Annotated in this window: 13 protein-coding genes and 1 other RNA gene; 9 read left to right on the forward strand and 5 right to left on the reverse strand. The window is 61.6% G+C overall.

Annotation, left to right across the window (positions count from 1 at the left end; translation table 11 throughout):
• Nucleotides 1–132 precede the first annotated feature (132 nt).
• Together MHM97_RS11450 and MHM97_RS11455 are read right to left on the reverse strand one after the other, a co-directional pair.
• Entirely contained in the window at nucleotides 133–477 is a 345-nt protein-coding gene (locus MHM97_RS11450; RefSeq protein WP_239322495.1) for a YbaB/EbfC family nucleoid-associated protein, read from the reverse strand.
• Nucleotides 478–678: 201 nt separating this feature from the next.
• Nucleotides 679–2,505, reverse strand: coding sequence for a DNA polymerase III subunit gamma/tau (locus tag MHM97_RS11455; RefSeq protein ID WP_239322496.1), 1,827 nt, complete (start codon nucleotides 2,503–2,505; stop codon nucleotides 679–681).
• A gap of 221 nt (nucleotides 2,506–2,726) precedes the next feature.
• Between MHM97_RS11455 and MHM97_RS11460 the strand changes: the two genes are divergently transcribed.
• A complete protein-coding gene (locus tag MHM97_RS11460) occupies nucleotides 2,727–3,272 on the forward strand; it encodes a protein-tyrosine phosphatase family protein (protein WP_239322497.1) in 546 nt (181 codons plus the stop codon).
• Nucleotides 3,273–3,340: 68 nt separating this feature from the next.
• On the opposite strand, the gene ffs is transcribed toward MHM97_RS11460, so the two are convergent.
• Both ffs and MHM97_RS11470 read right to left on the reverse strand, forming a co-directional pair.
• Nucleotides 3,341–3,439: signal recognition particle sRNA small type (gene ffs, locus MHM97_RS11465), an RNA gene on the reverse strand.
• Nucleotides 3,440–3,510: 71 nt separating this feature from the next.
• A complete protein-coding gene (locus tag MHM97_RS11470) occupies nucleotides 3,511–5,400 on the reverse strand; it encodes a 5'-nucleotidase C-terminal domain-containing protein (RefSeq protein WP_239322498.1) in 1,890 nt (629 codons plus the stop codon).
• Nucleotides 5,401–5,679: 279 nt separating this feature from the next.
• Between MHM97_RS11470 and nudC the strand changes: the two genes are divergently transcribed.
• The 3 genes from nudC (at nucleotide 5,680) to MHM97_RS11485 (ending at nucleotide 9,619) form a co-directional block, all read left to right on the forward strand.
• Nucleotides 5,680–6,699, forward strand: coding sequence for an NAD(+) diphosphatase (nudC, locus tag MHM97_RS11475; RefSeq protein WP_239322665.1), 1,020 nt, complete (start codon nucleotides 5,680–5,682; stop codon nucleotides 6,697–6,699).
• A gap of 82 nt (nucleotides 6,700–6,781) precedes the next feature.
• On the forward strand, nucleotides 6,782–7,249 hold the full coding sequence (locus MHM97_RS11480; protein WP_239322499.1) for an SRPBCC family protein: 468 nt from the start codon (nucleotides 6,782–6,784) through the stop codon (nucleotides 7,247–7,249).
• Between the two features lie 303 nt (nucleotides 7,250–7,552).
• Nucleotides 7,553–9,619 carry a putative bifunctional diguanylate cyclase/phosphodiesterase gene (locus MHM97_RS11485; RefSeq protein WP_239322500.1) on the forward strand — a complete coding sequence of 689 codons (2,067 nt, stop codon included), beginning with the start codon at nucleotides 7,553–7,555 and terminating at the stop codon, nucleotides 9,617–9,619.
• Nucleotides 9,620–9,681: 62 nt separating this feature from the next.
• On the opposite strand, the gene MHM97_RS11490 is transcribed toward MHM97_RS11485, so the two are convergent.
• The gene (locus MHM97_RS11490) at nucleotides 9,682–10,512 is read right to left on the reverse strand and encodes a prephenate dehydratase (RefSeq protein ID WP_239322501.1); all 831 of its coding nucleotides are present in this window, start codon (nucleotides 10,510–10,512) and stop codon (nucleotides 9,682–9,684) included.
• A gap of 120 nt (nucleotides 10,513–10,632) precedes the next feature.
• Here MHM97_RS11490 and MHM97_RS11495 point away from each other — a divergent pair, with 120 nt between their 5' ends.
• The 5 genes from MHM97_RS11495 (at nucleotide 10,633) to MHM97_RS11515 (ending at nucleotide 17,288) form a co-directional block, all read left to right on the forward strand.
• Nucleotides 10,633–11,133 carry a c-type cytochrome gene (locus MHM97_RS11495; RefSeq protein ID WP_239322502.1) on the forward strand — a complete coding sequence of 167 codons (501 nt, stop codon included), beginning with the start codon at nucleotides 10,633–10,635 and terminating at the stop codon, nucleotides 11,131–11,133.
• A gap of 347 nt (nucleotides 11,134–11,480) precedes the next feature.
• Nucleotides 11,481–13,421, forward strand: coding sequence for an extracellular solute-binding protein (locus MHM97_RS11500; protein WP_239322503.1), 1,941 nt, complete (start codon nucleotides 11,481–11,483; stop codon nucleotides 13,419–13,421).
• A gap of 7 nt (nucleotides 13,422–13,428) precedes the next feature.
• Nucleotides 13,429–14,517 carry a microcin C ABC transporter permease YejB gene (locus MHM97_RS11505; RefSeq protein WP_239322504.1) on the forward strand — a complete coding sequence of 363 codons (1,089 nt, stop codon included), beginning with the start codon at nucleotides 13,429–13,431 and terminating at the stop codon, nucleotides 14,515–14,517.
• Nucleotides 14,518–14,521: 4 nt separating this feature from the next.
• On the forward strand, nucleotides 14,522–15,628 hold the full coding sequence (locus tag MHM97_RS11510) for an ABC transporter permease (RefSeq protein ID WP_239322505.1): 1,107 nt from the start codon (nucleotides 14,522–14,524) through the stop codon (nucleotides 15,626–15,628).
• Nucleotides 15,629–15,686: 58 nt separating this feature from the next.
• A complete protein-coding gene (locus MHM97_RS11515; RefSeq protein ID WP_239322506.1) occupies nucleotides 15,687–17,288 on the forward strand; it encodes an ABC transporter ATP-binding protein in 1,602 nt (533 codons plus the stop codon).

The following is a 17,288-nucleotide window of genomic DNA, read 5'->3' on the forward strand; positions in this document are numbered from 1 at the left end:
TTCTGCTTCTGTTCAACTAGGCCGCATCGCACCCAGAAGTGCAAGCCTTGCCGGCCCATTCCGCGCGCTGCCACCGCGACGACATGAAAAAAGGCGACCCTTGGGCCGCCTGATCTCTGCATGTCACCTGCCTCAGAACGGCAGTTTCATGTCCTTGGGCAGGCCGAGACCTTCGGTCAGCCTGGTCATCTCTTCCTGCGCGCGTTCCGCCGCTTTGGCTTGCGCGTCTTTCACGGCGGCAAGGATCAGGTCCTCGACCACTTCCTTGTCGTCGCCGTTAAAGATCGAGGGGTCGATGTCGAGCGACTTCAGATCACCCTTGGCGCTGGCGGTGGCCTTGACCAGACCTGCACCCGCTTCGCCCACGACCATGATGTTGTGCAGCTCTTCCTGCATCTCGCCCATCTTGGACTGCATTTCCTGGGCTTTTTTCATCATCCCGGCCATATCGCCGAGGCCACCTAGGCCTTTGAACATATCCTATCACTCCTGATGTCAGGTTTATCCTGTTAGATACGTGTGCGCCCTCGTGCAGGCAAGGGCAAAGCAGGATTGGATCCGCCGTGAACATGCTCACAGGGCGCTATTCACCCGATACGGGTGCAAAACCGTTGCTGATAAGCGTCTGGGGTGAGGCCGGTCATCGATGGGCTCACAGAAGCCTATCCAGGACAGGGTTTATTCCTCAAACGGATCCCATTCGTCCTCGACCTCTGGCAGGGCCTCGGCCTGAACTTCAGCGGCCAGTTCTTCCTGCGTGCGGATCTTGGTGATCTTCGCCTTGGGGAAATTCTGGAGCACGGCCTGAACCAGGGGGTGCGCAGAGGCTTCTGCACGCAGGGCGTTTTCGGCAGCGTCACGCAGTTCCGCAATCGTTGGCGCATCACCATCCGGCGCGATGGAGACGACCCAGCGGCTTCCGGTCCAGTTCTGCAAGGCAGTGCCGATGCGGGCAGCGAGGTCCTGCGGGGCATTTGCGGTAGGGGTGAACGTGATGCGGCCCGGTTGATACGACACCAGCCGCACGCCGCCCTCGACCTCGACCAGCAGCTTCACATCGCGGTGTTTGCGGATCAGTTCGATCACATGTTCAAAACTCGGATAGCGCGCCAAGGCGCTGTCCACACGCGGCGCAAGTGCTGCCACGTGCCCGCCACTGGCCGACATGGTGTGCCCACCATTGGGGCCACCGCCGGGGGCGCCCTGCGGCGGGGCGGAGGCGTAAGCCGGAGCCCCGCCCCCCCCGCCCGCCGCAGGCGACCCCATGCCTTGCATGGGGTGTCCCCCACCCGGACCACCTGGATGGGGCGGCGGGGGGGTGTCCTGCAGTTTGCGCACCAGTTCCTCTGGCGAGGGCAGATCGGCCACATGGGTCAGGCGGATCACAGCCATCTCTGCCGCCATCATCGCATTGGGTGCGGCGGCGACTTCCTCGAGCGCTTTCAGCAGCATCTGCCACATGCGCGTCAGCACCCGCATCGGCAGGCGCGCTGCCATATCCTGTCCACGGGCGCGCTCATCCGGGCTGATGGTCGGATCTTCTGCCGCATCGGGGGTGATCTTTACCACCGACACCCAATGGGTGATCTCGGCCAGATCGCGCAGCACCGCCATCGGGTCCGCGCCCTCGGCATATTGGCCGGACAGCTCCGTCAGGGCCGCCGCCGCATCGCCGCGCAGGATCATATCCATCAAATCCAGCACCCGGCCCCGGTCCGCAAGACCGAGCATCGCGCGCACCTGATCCGCTGTGGTCTCCCCCGCACCATGGCTGATCGCCTGATCCAGCAGCGAGGTCGCATCCCGTGCGGACCCTTCTGCCGCGCGGGTAATCAGCGCCAGCGCATCCTCGGCGATCTCGGCAGTCTCATTGGTGGCGATCCGGCGCAGCAGATCGATCATAACCTCCGGCTCGATCCGACGCAGGTCAAACCGCTGACAGCGCGACAGCACCGTCACGGGCACCTTGCGGATTTCGGTGGTGGCAAAGATGAACTTCACATGCGCCGGTGGCTCTTCAAGCGTCTTCAACAGCGCGTTGAAGGCAGAGGTCGACAGCATGTGGACCTCATCGATGATGTAGATCTTGTAGCGGGCCGAAGCCGCGCGATAGGCCACACTGTCGATGATCTCGCGGATGTCGCCCACACCGGTGCGCGATGCGGCATCCATCTCCATTACATCCACATGGCGACCTTCCATGATCGCCACGCAATGTTCGCATTTACCGCAGGGCTCCGTGGTCGGGCCGCCCTGACCGTCCTCACCGATGCAGTTCATCCCCTTGGCGATGATCCGCGCGGTGGTGGTTTTGCCGGTGCCGCGAATCCCTGTCATGATGAAGGCCTGCGCGATGCGATCTGCGGCAAAGGCGTTCTTCAGCGTGCGCACCATCGCGTCCTGACCGACCAGATCGGCAAAGGTCTCGGGCCGATACTTGCGTGCCAGAACCTGATATTGTCCGCCTTGCGGTGCGCTGGAGGTTTCGGGGCTGTGCTCGCTCATGAGGGCCTTTCGGGTGGTCTTCTGGGGCGCATCGCCGGATTCGCAGCCCGCGCCAATGGTCTTGTGCAAACTAAGGTCGGTTGGCGGCTTCGTCCACCACTGTTGCGGCGCAGGACGAGGGAGCCTCTGCAAAAAAGGCTACCGATCCGTCGGTTGCCGAGTCTATGATGCAGCAACGCCTGTTGCGCGCGGACAAGCGCGCCGCTTCCGGGGGAAGGTAAATGGTGAGTGTTTCCGATTTGCAGCCGCAAGAGGCTGCGCAAACCCTGTCTCTTCATGCCCTGTCCATTGGTGAGGGTATCCTGGCGCTCAGCCAGGCGCCCGGTGCCGGCGGAGACTACCCCGGAGACCTGCGTTTGATACGAGAGTGGCGGGCCTCGATCGTGGTGACGCTCACCACAAGGGTGGAGCAGGTCATTCTCGGAACCGAGACGCTGGGCTGTGATATTCAGGGCCTCGGCAGTCGTTGGTTTCATCTGCCGATCGAGGACTACCAGACGCCTACAGCGGATCAGCAGGAGCGTTGGGCGGACATCAGCGGGCTGTGTCGGCAGGCCCTGTCCGGTGGCGGGCGCGTGCTGGTGCATTGCCGGGGCGGCTGCGGACGGTCCGGCATGGTGGCCTTGCGCTTGATGATCGAAAGCGGGGAACGGCCCGACGCCGCGCTCCATCGTCTGCGTCTGGTGCGCCCCTGCGCGATCGAGACCGACGCCCAGATCGCCTGGGCCTACGGCCCGCGCCGCACAGCGCCGCCAGCGTCCGGCTAAGCTGCGATCTGTGAGCCAGTTCGGCAGGCGGCAGAAACGCAAAACCCCGCCAATGGCGGGGCAATGCAAAGTGAGAGGTTGGACATCGACCCAAGCGGGGCTCGTTGTGGCTGCTTCCTTCCGGACCTGACCAGGTTGGCGAGGCGCTTGCCCGCGCCAACCTCTCGAATCCCGATATAGGCAAGTGACGAAGGGATGACAACCCGCAGGCGCGGGTTTCCTGCCCCTCAGGGAGGGATCAGAGCGACAGTGTCAGCGCGAGAAAACCGCTGTTCAGCATGCGTGCCGTCTGGGCGACCTGGGGTGGCAGCTCATGCAGCCTGGCCCGTGCGCCGGGGCCGGTCAAGGCGACCGCTTCGACTCCAAGGCCAGAGGCAAAACGCCAGGGGTACGGGGCGGCGGACAGGGGGTCTTCGGGCAGGAGGCCGGTCACATAGGCGGTCACGGCCTCTCGCACCAACTGTCGGGCCAGGGGGAGCGACGCGGCTCCGTCCAGCATGTGAAAATTGCCGCCGCCGCTGCTGCGGTAACTGTTCAGTCCGACCGCGAACCGCTGTGTGTCGCACAGGGGGGTGCCCTGCCAGCGCAGATTGCGGATACGCCCCGGCCCGTCGTGGCGCCGCCGTCCGGCAGCGTCAAACCATGCGGGGGCGGTGGGATCGATTTCGTATTCGAGGCCAAACAGCACATCGAAATTGTGTCCGGCGCGATCCGGATCCACCAGCGGCATCGCCGGTGCCTCCGGGGTCAGCTGGCTGAAGAACCCGGCGGACATCTCCAGCCACTCCCGCACCTGACGTCCGGTGACGATGCAGCATCGCAATTCGTTGGGGTAGATATAGAGATCCGCGACGTGGCGCCGGGACATCGGACCGGCGGGCACATCGGTGTAGTTGTCGGGTCCTGCACGACCGCCGAATTTGGCCGGAGCTACAGCCGACAACAGGGGCAGGTCGCAAAAGGCGGATTCCGCCAGCACCGGACGGATTGCGGCAGCCTGCGCCGCAGCGGTCAGCGCCAATGCCCGATCCTGTCCGAAAAATGTGAAATACGAATGCTGCGCATCCGATGCACAGCCGACCGGCTTGGCCATTTCAGCACGGGTGTGAGCGTGGGCCGGAGCAAGGACATCGACCAGGCCGGGGTCCTCCGGGGCGAGGGGGTGCACGCCCTGCGACGTGCGGGTGCCCACCGCACGGAGTTCACAGTGGGAGCGAACGATTTTCCAGCCTTCGTTTTCCTGCACTAGATCCAGATCGATCACCCCGAGGTGCGAGCCCCCGAAGCCGGGCATGACCACCGGCACGTCAAGAGCCTCTTGCGGGCCGTGCGGAGCGGGCAATAGCAGATGCGTATGCCCCCCCACCGCCGCGTCGAGCCCGGGCAGCGCGCTGATCGGGCGCAGCGCATTCTCCATTCCGGGGCTGGCTTCGGCCGCGCCCAGCCCGGTGTGAGCCAGCGCGATGACCACATCTGCACCTGCGGCACGCAGATCGCTGATGCAATGACGCGCGCAGTCCACCATGTCGTCGATCTCGACCCGCCCCGCGAGGTGATCTGCGTCCCACATCATTGTTTGTGGCGGCAGGACCGAAAACAGGCCGACGCGCACCGGAGGCTGATCGGCGCCGGCAATCTGGCAGGTCAGCACCAGGCTGCGCTTGATTGGCAACTCCAACGATGGATCCAGCGCGCGCAGGTTGGAGCACAGAGCCGGGCAGGGGAGGGCATCCAGCGCATGTGACAGCGCATCAAGGCCGAAGTTGAACTCGTGATTGCCCAGTCCCACCGCATCATATCGCAATTCGGCAAAGGCAAGAATGGCCGGAGGCACTATGCCGGCCTGCCCGGCGGCGGTCTCCGCCAGGGGGGTGCCTTGCAACCAGTCGCCATTGTCCAGCAACAGTGTGGCGCCGCCCATCGCGTCGGTTTCGCTGCGGGCGCGGGCAATCAGGCTTGCGGTGCGGCTCAGGCCAAAGGCTGGGTTGGACGAATCCGCGTAATAATCATGGCTGAGCAGGTTGCTGTGCACATCGGTTGTGGCCAGTACCCGCAACCGGCCTGCCACCTGATCCGTGCCATGGCTGGCATGGTGCATTGCATCCATGCCTTTGTCTGAACCTGTCATCACGTGCCGTTCTTCGCCCATCGCTTCCCCCGCTGCTCCGGCTGCTCGACCGGTGTGTCCGCAGGTGGGTGCGAATTCGTTAACGCCGAGAAAAACAGGCTTGTGCAACAGGCGGAACCCTCCAGTTCAGCTTTTTGCGAGAAAATGTGAACCGTGGCATTTTTGCTTGAGTCGCCGTCGGGAATGCGGCATCGCCTGTCTGCATACCGATGGTTCAACGTCGGTCATCCCGTGCCGAACAGGGCGCAGGCGGATACTCAACAACGGGGCAGGACGATGATGAAGCGGGCGGAGCAGGTCACATTTGGTGGCAGTGGACTGGATCGCGCGGCGCATGTCCGCGGTGATGCTCAGGCGCTGGAACGCCTGTGGTCCGCGCCCGCAAGTCGGGTGCTTCTGCTGTGGCAGGGCAAGCCACTTTGCCTGCAGAATACGCCGGACTCCGCCCCCGAAGGGCTGGCGCTTGTGTCGACCAGCCATCCGCTGGTGGCCTCTCGTCGCGAGACCGCGCTGTTTCTGGGGTGCGCCGACGCGTCAAGCTGCGATGCGGTCGGGGCAGCGGAGGGCTCAGACGCGGGATATTTCGCCGTCGATGTGCAGGACTGGTCACCGGACGAAACCGAAGCGACCACCCTTGGCACATTCCTTGATCCCAGTCTCCAGCATCACCCGGAGTTGCCGCAGAACCATGTCTTTGCGGAATTGCGCGCGGTGATGACGCAGCTGACCCCGCGGGAGGCGGAGCTGGCCGCGACCGCAAAGGCGTTGCTGGGCTGGCACGCCACCCATGGTTTCTGTGCCTGCTGCGGTGCGCCGAGCCGGATCGAGCAGGCCGGCTGGCAGCGGCGATGCCCGGAGTGCGGCGCGCCGCATTTCCCGCGTACCGATCCGGTGGTCATCATGCTGATCACACGTGGGGATCGCGTTTTGCTGGGGCGGTCTCCGGGCTGGCCAGACGGCATGTATTCGCTGCTGGCAGGCTTTGTTGAGCCAGGAGAGACACTTGAGGCCGCCGTGCGCCGCGAGGTGTTCGAGGAATCCGGCATCGAGGTGGGTCCGGTCAGCTACCTGGCAAGTCAGCCCTGGGCCTTTCCGATGTCGCTGATGTTGGGCTGCCACGGTGAGGCGCTGAGCAGCGACATCGTGATTGACCCCAGCGAAATCGAAGATGCGCTTTGGCTGACCCGGCAAGAGGTCATGGATATGATCTCGGGGCAGCACCCGAAGGTGCAGAAACCGCGCAAGGGGGCGATTGCCGGTTTTCTCTTGGAAAACTGGGTTGCGGATACACTCGGGTAACGGACATGATCTATTGTGACCCCGACGGCGATCCGCCCGCAGCGCGGATGTGATGAGTAAACTGTGACGGAGCAGGCGCAGCATGCATTTCGAAACCAAGGAAGACATCGATTGCTCGATCGAGCAGGCCTTTGCTGCCATTACAGATTTCGAGGCGTTCGAGCGATCCGCCATCCGGCGTGGGGCCGAGGTTCAGCGCATCGGTGAGGTGGTCGCCCCTGCGCCCGGGCTTGCCTGGGAGGTGGCCTTTGTGTTTCGCGGCAGCCAGCGCCAGATGACGGTTTCCCTGCAGGAACACGACAGGCCAAATGCGATTGCCGTGCTGGCCAAGGGGAATGGCATGAGCGGGACCATGCGGGTGGAGCTGCTGGCCCTGTCGCCGCGCCGCACGCGGATGACCGTGCGGGTTGATCTGACGCCCAAGACACTTGCGGCACGTTTGCTGATCCAGTCTCTGAAGCTCGCCCGCAACAAGCTGAACCGGAAGTTTCGCCAGCGCGTGGCCGAGTTCGCAAAAGCCACCGAAGAACGGTTGGCACAGTCCGCCTGAGCGCTTGGCTTGATCGCGGATTCGCAAAACCGGGTGCTGTCTGCGCTGTCAGATGGCCGGAAACAGTCCAGGCTGATCCTGTTGGGGCGCGCAGGCCCGATCTCTGTTTGGGTATGCAGGGGCTGCGCTGATCTGCGGTATTCAGGAGTGTCGAGGGGCGCGCGCCTCGACAATAGTCAATCTTCCATAAAATTATTAGACTTATATCTATTTTTTCAAAGGCTTGCGCGGGGCATCAGCCTCACTTGTTAACAATCCTGTGCGAGGGTGGGGTCACGACCTATCTGAGCCAAGGATTGTTCAATGTATCGCTTGTTGGACTGCATCACGCAGGAACACAACTATGGTCTTGTCGCCGTTGCAGCCCTGATCTGCGTTGTCGGGTCCGTGCTTTCCACGCATATGTCCGCTCGGCTGACCGAATGGCGGGGCAAGCGACGGCTTGTGCAGTTGCCGCTGGCGGGGCTGATCACCGGCGCCACGATCTGGTCCACGCATTTCATTGCCATGCTGGCCTATGAACCCGGCTATGATCACGGATACGAGCCTGTGATGACGGGGGTGTCGCTGGTGGTCGGCGTGCTTGGCGCGTTTGCCGCCAACGCCGGGCTTGCCTTTGCCCGGGGGGCCTCCGCACCGATCATGGCCGGGGCGATCTTTGGCATGACGGTATCTGCGATGCACTACACCGGGATGAGTGCCTATTTGCTGCCGGGAAACATTATCTGGCACATCGGGACAGTGACCGCGTCCGTCGGCATCGGCGCGGGCCTCGGGGCGCTGAGTTATGGCCTGATCGCACGTCGTAGCGGTGGTCTTGGCGGCCGCGCGTGGCCGGCGCTGGTCATGGTGCTGGCGATCTGTCTGATGCATTTTACCGGCATGAGCGCGATCGATGTCCGGCTGGACTCTGCGGTCGTGGTGCCGCCACAGACGATTTCCGACACGGCCATGGCGATGCTGATCTTTGCGGTGACTGCCATCATCCTGCTGATTGCCATCGCCTCGGCCAGTATCGAGGTCAATCTGGAGGGGGAGACACGGACCCAGCTCGATCATGCGGCGCAGCATGATCCGCTGACCGGCATGCCCAATCGCATGTGGCTGACCCGCAGGCTGGATGCGCTGAAGCTCCGCCTGCAGGAGAACGAAACAACCCGCGTCGCGGTCCTGACCGTGGACCTCAACCTCTTTAAGGAGGTGAATGATGTCTATGGCCATGCCGTCGGCGATGCGGTGCTGACTCGCGTGGCCCTGCGTCTGATCTCGCAGCAGGGAGAGGATGAATATGTCACCCGCGTCGGCGGCGACGAGTTTGTCGCCATCAAGGAGGGATTTCGCCGTATCGAGGAAGTGCTGAGCTTTGCCGAGCGGTTGCACGCAGCGATTGTCGAACCCATTGACCTCGAAGAAGTGTCTCTGCGTGTCGGCGCCGCCATCGGCGTCGCAACCACGCTGGAGGATGGGCGCGATCCGTCGGAACTGCTGCACAAGTCAGACGTGGCGATGTACCGCGCGAAATCGGAACCGGACGCGTCGATTTGCCTGTTCAACGAGGAGATGGACCGTCGCAGCCGTGACAGGACGCAGATGGTGCATGACTTGCGTCTGGCGCTTCAGCGTGACGAGTTCGAACTGGTCTATCAGTTGCAAAATGCGCTTGATACGCTGGCGCCGGTGGGGTTCGAGGTCCTGTTGCGATGGAACCACCCGACGCGGGGCCGTGTGTCCCCGGTTGAGTTTATCCCGGTGGCCGAGGAAACGGGGCTCATTCGCGAAATCGGGCAATGGGTGCTGCGGGAAGCCTGCCGCGAGGCTGCCGGATGGGACCGCCCCTATAGCGTTGCCGTCAATGTTGCGCCGCAGCAGCTGGTCCAGCCGTCCTTTGTCGAGGATGTCATGGATATCCTGATGGCGACCGGGCTTTCACCGGACCGGCTGGAACTGGAAATCACCGAAGCCAGTATTATCGACGATCAGGCGCATACGCTGAAGGTGATGCACAAGCTCAAGTCGGTCGGGATTCGCATTGCGATGGATGATTTTGGCACCGGCTATTCCTCGCTTGCCACGCTTCAGGCCTTTCCCTTCGACAAGATCAAGATCGACCGGAGTTTCGTGCGCGATGTGCATAAGGATGCGCAACGCGCCGCCATCGTCCGTTCGACGCTGCTGCTGGGGGCGGCGCTGGACATTCCCGTGCTGGCCGAGGGGGTCGAAGTGGAGGACGAGCTGCGATTCCTGCGCGGTGAAAGCTGCGCGTCGGTCCAGGGGTATTATTTCGGCATGCCGATGAACCGGGACAACATGCGTCTGATCGCGTGCGCAGACGAGGCCGACGGGGAGAGCGGCGCCACAAGCGTGGCCTGACCCGGCCATCGGGGGGCATCGCTACAGTGCGATGCGGTGCCCCGACTGGCCAGCGCCAGTGCTCAGCGCTTGCGATCCGCAGGGTATACGCCGAGAATCTCGACGTTGGTGGTGAAATAGGCCAGTTCATCCATCGCGAGACGCACATTGTCATCTTCCGGGTGGCCGTCGATATCCGCATAGAACTGCGTCGCGGTGAAAGAGCCGTTGACCATGTAGCTCTCCAGCTTGGTCATGTTGACGCCATTGGTGGCAAAGCCCCCCATCGCCTTGTAAAGCGCGGCGGGGATATTGCGCACCTGAAAGACAAAGCTGGTGATCATGCCGTTGTCGCCGCGTCTGCTCAGATCCGGTTCGCGTGCCATGGTCAGAAAACGGGTGGTGTTGTTGCCCTGATCCTCGATGTGGCGCGCCAGCGTGTTCAGCCCGTAGATCTCGCCTGCCAGTTCCGAGGCCAGGGCCGCGTGCGTGATGTCGCCGCGTTCGGCGACTTCGCGCGCAGCGCGGGCATTGTCGGGGCTGACGCGGCCCCGGATGTCATGCGTGCGCAGGAAGCTGGCGCATTGCGGCAGCAGCACCAGATGCGAATGGGCCTCTTTCACATCTGCAAGCGTCGCGCCCGGCACCGCCAGCAGGTTGATATGCACCCGGACAAAGGCCTCGTCGATAATCTTCAGCCCGGAATGGGGCAGCAGCCGGTGAATATCGGCCACCCGCCCATAGGTCGTGTTCTCCACCGGCAGCATCGCAAGCTCCGCTGCGCCGGACCGGACCGCCTCGATCGCATCCTCAAAACCGCGGCAGGGCAGCACCTCCATATCGGGGCGCTTGTTGCGGCACGCCTCATGGCTGTAGGAGCCGAGTTCGCCCTGGATTGCGATTTTTTGGGTCATAGCTGCGTCATCTTTGCAAAAACTTGGGGAAATGGTCGTTTAGTCGCGGTGTCTATACCTTGCCAGTTGATAGGGGAAGCCTTAGACAGCCTGCAAGACAGCTGAAATGGACTCGCTATCATGTTTGACACGATGACACTCACCAAAGCGACCGCAGGTTTCTGCGGTGCGTTCCTTGTTTTCCTTCTGGGCAAATGGGTTGCTGAGGAACTTTACCATGTCGATGCACACGGCGAAGCGTCCTATGTCATCGAAGTGGCCGACGCCGGTGGCGCAAGCGATGAGCCCGAGGTGGATTTTGCCACGTTGATGGCTGAGGCCGACGTGGACAAAGGCGCCAAGGTCTTCCGCAAGTGTACCGCCTGCCACAAGGTTGATGGGACCGATGCAACCGGCCCCCATCTCGATGGCGTGGTTGGTCGCGATATCGCGTCGGTGGGTGGCTTCGGCTACTCCGGCGCGCTGGCTGCGCTCGAAGGCGCGTGGACACCGGAGGAGTTGAACGAATTCCTCACCAAACCCTCTGCCTATGCCTCCGGCACCACCATGTCGTTTGCGGGTCTGAAAAAGGTCGATGATCGCGTGGACCTGATTGCCTATCTGGAAAGCCTCGGCAACTGATCGGCTCAGCCCACTGATCGGCCCAGTCCCCCGATCATTTCCGGACCATTCACAAAGGGCCGCAGCCTGCGCTGCGGCCCTTTGGCATATGTGGTGCTGTCCTGCGATCATCCAGCATCCAGCATCCAGCATCCAGCGCCCTGATTTTGTACTTTTGCCCGGCGTGGGGCGCTCCGGCCCCCCGGATCGGCGGGGATCGGTTGTCAATTCGGCGCGAGGCGGCAATCTCGGCTTGAAAACAACAGGCTCCGACATTTAGCTTCGAAGGCAGCAGAAAAAGACACCGGTGACCGCCCGACAGAGGCGCGGCGGTTCGGGATTGTGTCGGATAAGAAGGGTTTAGGCAGATGACGAACAGACGCACGCGTGTGATGGCAAAGGTGGCTGCAATTTCCCCCATCGTGTCCAGGCCCAGATCCTTTGCCAGCGCCATGCTGTTGTCCTCCGCCGCTCTGCTGGCCTCGGTTCTCGCTGCGCAGGGCGCAGAGGACGGTAATGTGACCACGAGCCACGGATATTCCTTCTATGGGAATCTGGACTACCCGGCTGATTTCGAGCACTTCGATTACGTGAACCCGGATGCGCCCAAGGGAGGGGAGTTGTCCGTGCCCTTCATCGGCACGCTGGACAGTATGAACCCCTACTCCGGCAAGGGGCGCGCACATGCCTTTTCCGTCTACCCCTACGAAAGCCTGCTTGCGGATGCCGCGCCTGCGGACAAATATGGCCAGTCCTACTGCCTGCTGTGCAAAACCGTGGAATATCCGGAAGACAAGAGCTGGGTCATTTTCCATATGCGGCCGGAAGCACGGTTCTCTGATGGCACTCCGGTTACGGCGCATGACATCGCGTTCAGCCACAATCTGCTGCTGGACCAGGGGTTGCAGTCCTATGCCGATTTTGTGCGCAAGCTGATCCCCAAGGTCGAAGTCATCGATGACCACACCATCAAATTCTATTTTGCCGACGGCGTGTCCCGCCGCAGCCTGGTCGAACAGGTGGGCGGGGTGCCTGCCTGGTCGAAGAAATGGTTCGAAGAGACCGGTCAGAAACTCAACGAGAACTGGATCGAGGGGCCTCCGGGCTCTGGCCCCTATGTGATCGACGAAATTGATCTGTCGCGCCGCATCGTCCTGAAACGCAATCCCGATTACTGGGGCAAGGACCTGCCCGTTAATCAGGGGCGGCATAACTTTGATGCGTTGCGGGTCGAGATCTTTGCCGATGACACCGCCGCCTTTGAGGCGTTCAAGGCGGGCGAGTACACGTTCCGTGCCGAGGGCGACAGCAAGAAATGGGCCAGCGGCTATGACTTCCCCAAGGTTGATAGCGGTGCTGTAAAGCTCGAAGAACTGCCCAATGGTGCACCGCCCGCGGCCTCCGGTATTGTGTTCAATCTGGCATCCCCCAAGCTTCAGGACCGCCGTGTCCGTGAGGCGCTGGCCTTGGCGTTCAATTTTGAGTGGTCCAATGAAAGCCTGCTCTATGGGTTGTTCGAACGTCGCGCGTCCTTCACCCAGAACTCGCCCTTGATGGCGACGGGCACTCCCGAAGGTGCGGAGCGTGAATTCCTCGAAAGTCTCGGTGATCTGGTCCCGCCAGAGATGCTGAGCGAAGAGGTCTATGTTCCGGCAACATCTGATCCTGCCCGACTGTTTGATCGCCGTAACGCGCGCAAAGCTGCGGCAATGCTAGAAGAAGCAGGCTATGTTGTTGGCGACAACGGCAAGCGAGTGACGCCCGAGGGCGCACCGTTCGAACTGAATTTCCTGTTCTCCTCGTCCTCGTCACCTACCACGCGTGGCGTGATGGAGAATTTCGTTGATAACCTCGAAAATCTCGGCATTGCGGTTAATTTTGAGGTGGTCGACACTGCGCAATACACCAGCCGCGAGCGAGAACGGGACTATGATCTGGTCGTGGATAGCTACACGACCTTCCTTGGGACGGGTACGGGGCTGGAGCAGCGGTTCGGGTCTGAGGCCTCGACCTATTCGCTGTTTAACCCCGCTGGTCTGGCCTCGCCGCTGATTGATGCGATCATCACAAAATCGCTGCGCGCGGAAACACGAGAGGAAGAAACGGCGATTATGACCGCGCTTGATCGTGCGTTGCGATACGAGTTCATCATGATCCCGCTGTGGTACAACCCGAACCATTGGGCGGCCTATTACGACCAATACGAACATCCGGCGGAAATCCCACCCTACAGCCTCGGGTATCTGGACTTCTGGTGGTATAACGAGGACAAGGCCAAGGCGCTGCGCGATGCAGGCGCGCTGAGGTAAATCCCCGATGCTCAACTATATTCTACGGCGCCTCTTGCTGGTGATCCCGACCCTGATCGGGATCATGGTGGTGAATTTCGCGCTGGTGCAATTTGTTCCCGGTGGGCCGGTCGAACAGATGATCGCCCGTCTTGAGGGCGGCGGCGACGTCTTTGGGGGCTTTGCCGGTGCCACAAACGATGGCGGCGCTGAAACCGTGGGCCAAGCCGAGAGCCAGTATGCCGGCGCGCGCGGCCTGCCGCCCGAGTTCATCGAAGAGCTGGAGCGGGAGTTCGGCTTTGACAAACCGCCGCTGGAGCGGTTCCTCAACATGATGTGGAACTATATGCGGCTCGATTTTGGCGAGAGCTACTTCCGCAACATAGGCGTGATCGATCTGGTGCTGGAGAAAATGCCGGTGTCAATCTCGCTTGGCCTGTGGTCAACGCTGATCGCCTATATGATCTCGATCCCGCTTGGGGTGAAGAAGGCGCTGCGCGATGGCAGCAGCTTTGACAGTTGGACCAGTGGCGTGATCATCGCGGCCTATGCAATCCCGGGCTTCTTGTTTGCGATCCTGTTGCTGGTGCTCTTGGCCGGGGGCTCATACTGGCAGATTTTCCCGCTGCGGGGTCTCACATCCGAGAATTGGGAAGAGCTGAGCCTTCTGGGCAAAATCGGCGACTATTTCTGGCACATCACTTTGCCGGTTGTGGCCTCGACCATATCCGCCTTTGCAACGCTCACACTGCTGACCAAGAACTCGTTTCTGGATGAGATTAAGAAACAGTATGTCATGACCGCGCGCGCCAAGGGGCTCACGGAGAACCGGGTGCTCTATGGGCATGTGTTCCGCAATGCGATGCTGATCGTGATCGCAGGGTTTCCGGGTGTGTTTATCTCGATCTTCTTCACCGGCAGCCTGATCATCGAGACGATCTTCTCGCTGGATGGACTGGGGCGGCTCGGGTTTGAGGCCGCAGTGGCACGCGACTACCCTATTGTTTTTGGAACACTTTTCATCTTCGGGCTGATGGGCCTAGTGGTGGGGATCTTGTCTGACATCATGTATGTGCTGGTCGATCCGCGCATCGATTTTGAAAAGCGGGAGGGGTGATCTGATGGCACTGTCTCCTCTAAACCAACGCCGTTGGAATAACTTTAAGCGCAACCGCCGGGCCCTCTGGTCGCTCAGGATCTTTTTGGTTCTGTTTGGCCTGTCGCTGTTTGCGGATGTGCTGGCCAACGACAAACCGATCCTCGTGAACTATCGTGGCGAGTATTTTACTCCGATCTGGAACTTCTATCCGGAGACCGCCTTTGGGGGAGATTTCCAGACCGAGGCCGTCTATCGCGACCCGGAAGTGAAATGCCTGATCGCGTCCGGCGGCAGTCTGGACTGTTTCGACGATCCGGATGGCATCATTGCCGAGATTGACGCGGGCACCTATGCGGGAGAGGATTTTGTCGAAGGCTGGTCGCTCTGGCCGCCGATCCCCTACAGTTTTGACACGCCAGTGGATCGCTCCGGGGCCGCGCCGCTGCCGCCCAACGGGCAGAACTGGTTGGGCACCGATGACACCAAACGCGACGTGCTGGCGCGGGTCATCTATGGCTTCCGGCTTTCGATCGTCTTCACCCTCGTGGTTACGATCGCCGCAAGCCTGATCGGGATTGTCGCGGGCGCCGTGCAGGGGTTCTTTGGCGGCTGGATCGACTTGATCTTCCAGCGCGTGATCGAGATCTGGTCCGCAACGCCATCGCTTTATGTCATCATCATCATGTTTGCCATCCTGGGGCGCAGTTTCTGGCTCCTGGTGTTTCTGATGATCCTGTTCAGCTGGACGGCGCTTGTGGGCGTGGTGCGCGCAGAGTTTCTACGGGCGCGCAACCTCGAATATGTACGCGCGGCCAAGGCGCTTGGCGTGGGCAACCTGACAATCATGTTCCGCCATATGCTGCCCAATGCGATGGTGGCGACACTCACCATGCTGCCGTTCATCGTGACCGGCACCATCGGCACCTTGGCGAGCCTTGATTTCCTAGGCTTTGGCCTGCCCTCTTCAGCGCCATCGCTGGGTGAGATGACCCTGCAAGCCAAACAGAACCTGCAAGCACCGTGGCTTGCCTTCACCGCCTTCTTTACCTTTGCAATCATGCTCTCGCTTCTGGTCTTCATCTTTGAAGGCGTGCGGGACGCGTTTGACCCGAGAAAGACCTTTTCATGAGCCATGCAGACATGAGGATTGAAAAACGCGCGACCTCTCGCCGGGGCGGGTCGCACCAATGACGCAAGCCCCCATTCTTCAGGTCAAGGACCTTCGCGTTGCCTTTCGCCAAGACGGTCAGCTCACCGAGGCGGTGAAGGGCGTGTCCTTCGCGGTGTCGCGCGGCGAAACCGTTGCACTGGTGGGCGAGTCGGGGTCCGGCAAATCAGTCTCCGCACTGTCCACGGTTCAATTGCTCGGCGACAGCGCACAGGTCTCCGGCTCCGTCACCTATGATGGGCAGGAAATGATCGGCGCGGATGAGCGCACCCTGCGACGGGTGCGCGGCAATGATATCTCCTTCATCTTCCAAGAGCCGATGACCTCGCTCAACCCGTTGCACACCATTGAAAAACAGCTGGGCGAGGCGCTTGCGCTGCATCAGGGCGTGATGGGCGAAGACGCGCGCGGGCGCATTCTGGACCTGTTGAACAAGGTCGGTATCCGCGACGCCGAAACCCGACTTGGCGCCTACCCACATCAGCTCTCGGGTGGGCAACGTCAGCGGGTGATGATCGCGATGGCGCTTGCCAATAAACCAGACGTGCTGATTGCGGACGAGCCCACCACGGCGCTTGATGTGACCATTCAGGCGCAGATCCTCGACCTTCTTGCGGATCTGAAATCAAGCGAAGGCATGGGGCTTTTGTTTATCACCCATGATCTGTCGATCGTGCGCCGCATCGCTGATCGGGTCTGCGTGATGAAATCCGGTGAGATCGTCGAAGAAGGCCCCACGGCGGAGCTGTTTTCTGCTCCTAAACATCCCTATACGCAGAAACTGCTGGCCGCCGAGCCGTCCGGCAGGCCAGGGCCGGTCCCTGAGAATGCGGAGGAGCTTGTCGCGGCAAACGACCTCAAGGTGTGGTTCCCGATCCAGCGCGGCCTGCTCAAACGTACGGTTGGCCATGTGAAGGCCGTGAACCCGATGTCGCTTTCGGTGCGCGCCGGTGAAACCCTCGGCATCGTCGGGGAATCCGGTTCTGGCAAAACCACGATGGCGCTGGCGATCATGCGTCTGATCGCCTCCGAGGGCGAAGTGCGTTTTCAGGGTCAGGACCTGCGCAAGTGGTCGACGCGTGAGTTGCGCCGCCTGCGCAAGGACATGCAGATCGTATTTCAGGACCCCTTTGGCTCGCTGTCGCCGCGGATGACCTGTCAGCAGATCATTGCCGAAGGCCTGGCCATCCACGAGGTCGACCAGCACCGCAAACCACGCGAACTGGTGGCGGAGGTGATGGAGGAGGTCGGCCTCGACCCCGCCGCAATGGATCGCTACCCGCATGAGTTTTCCGGCGGACAACGCCAGCGTATAGCGATTGCCCGCGCCATGGTACTGCGCCCGAAACTGGTGGTGCTGGACGAGCCCACATCGGCGCTTGATATGACGGTTCAAGTGCAGATCGTTGATTTGCTGCGCGACCTGCAGGCCCGCTACGGGCTGGCCTATCTCTTCATCAGCCACGATCTCAATGTCGTACGCGCCATGTCGCATGAGATCCTGGTGATGAAGGCGGGCGACATCGTCGAACATGGCGCCGCGGATGAGGTGTTTACCAAGCCGAAACAGGACTACACGCGACATCTACTCTCCGCCGTCACATTGGACGGTCACCCGTAG

Source organism: Epibacterium sp. Ofav1-8 (assembly GCF_022348185.1).
GTDB lineage: Bacteria > Pseudomonadota > Alphaproteobacteria > Rhodobacterales > Rhodobacteraceae > Epibacterium.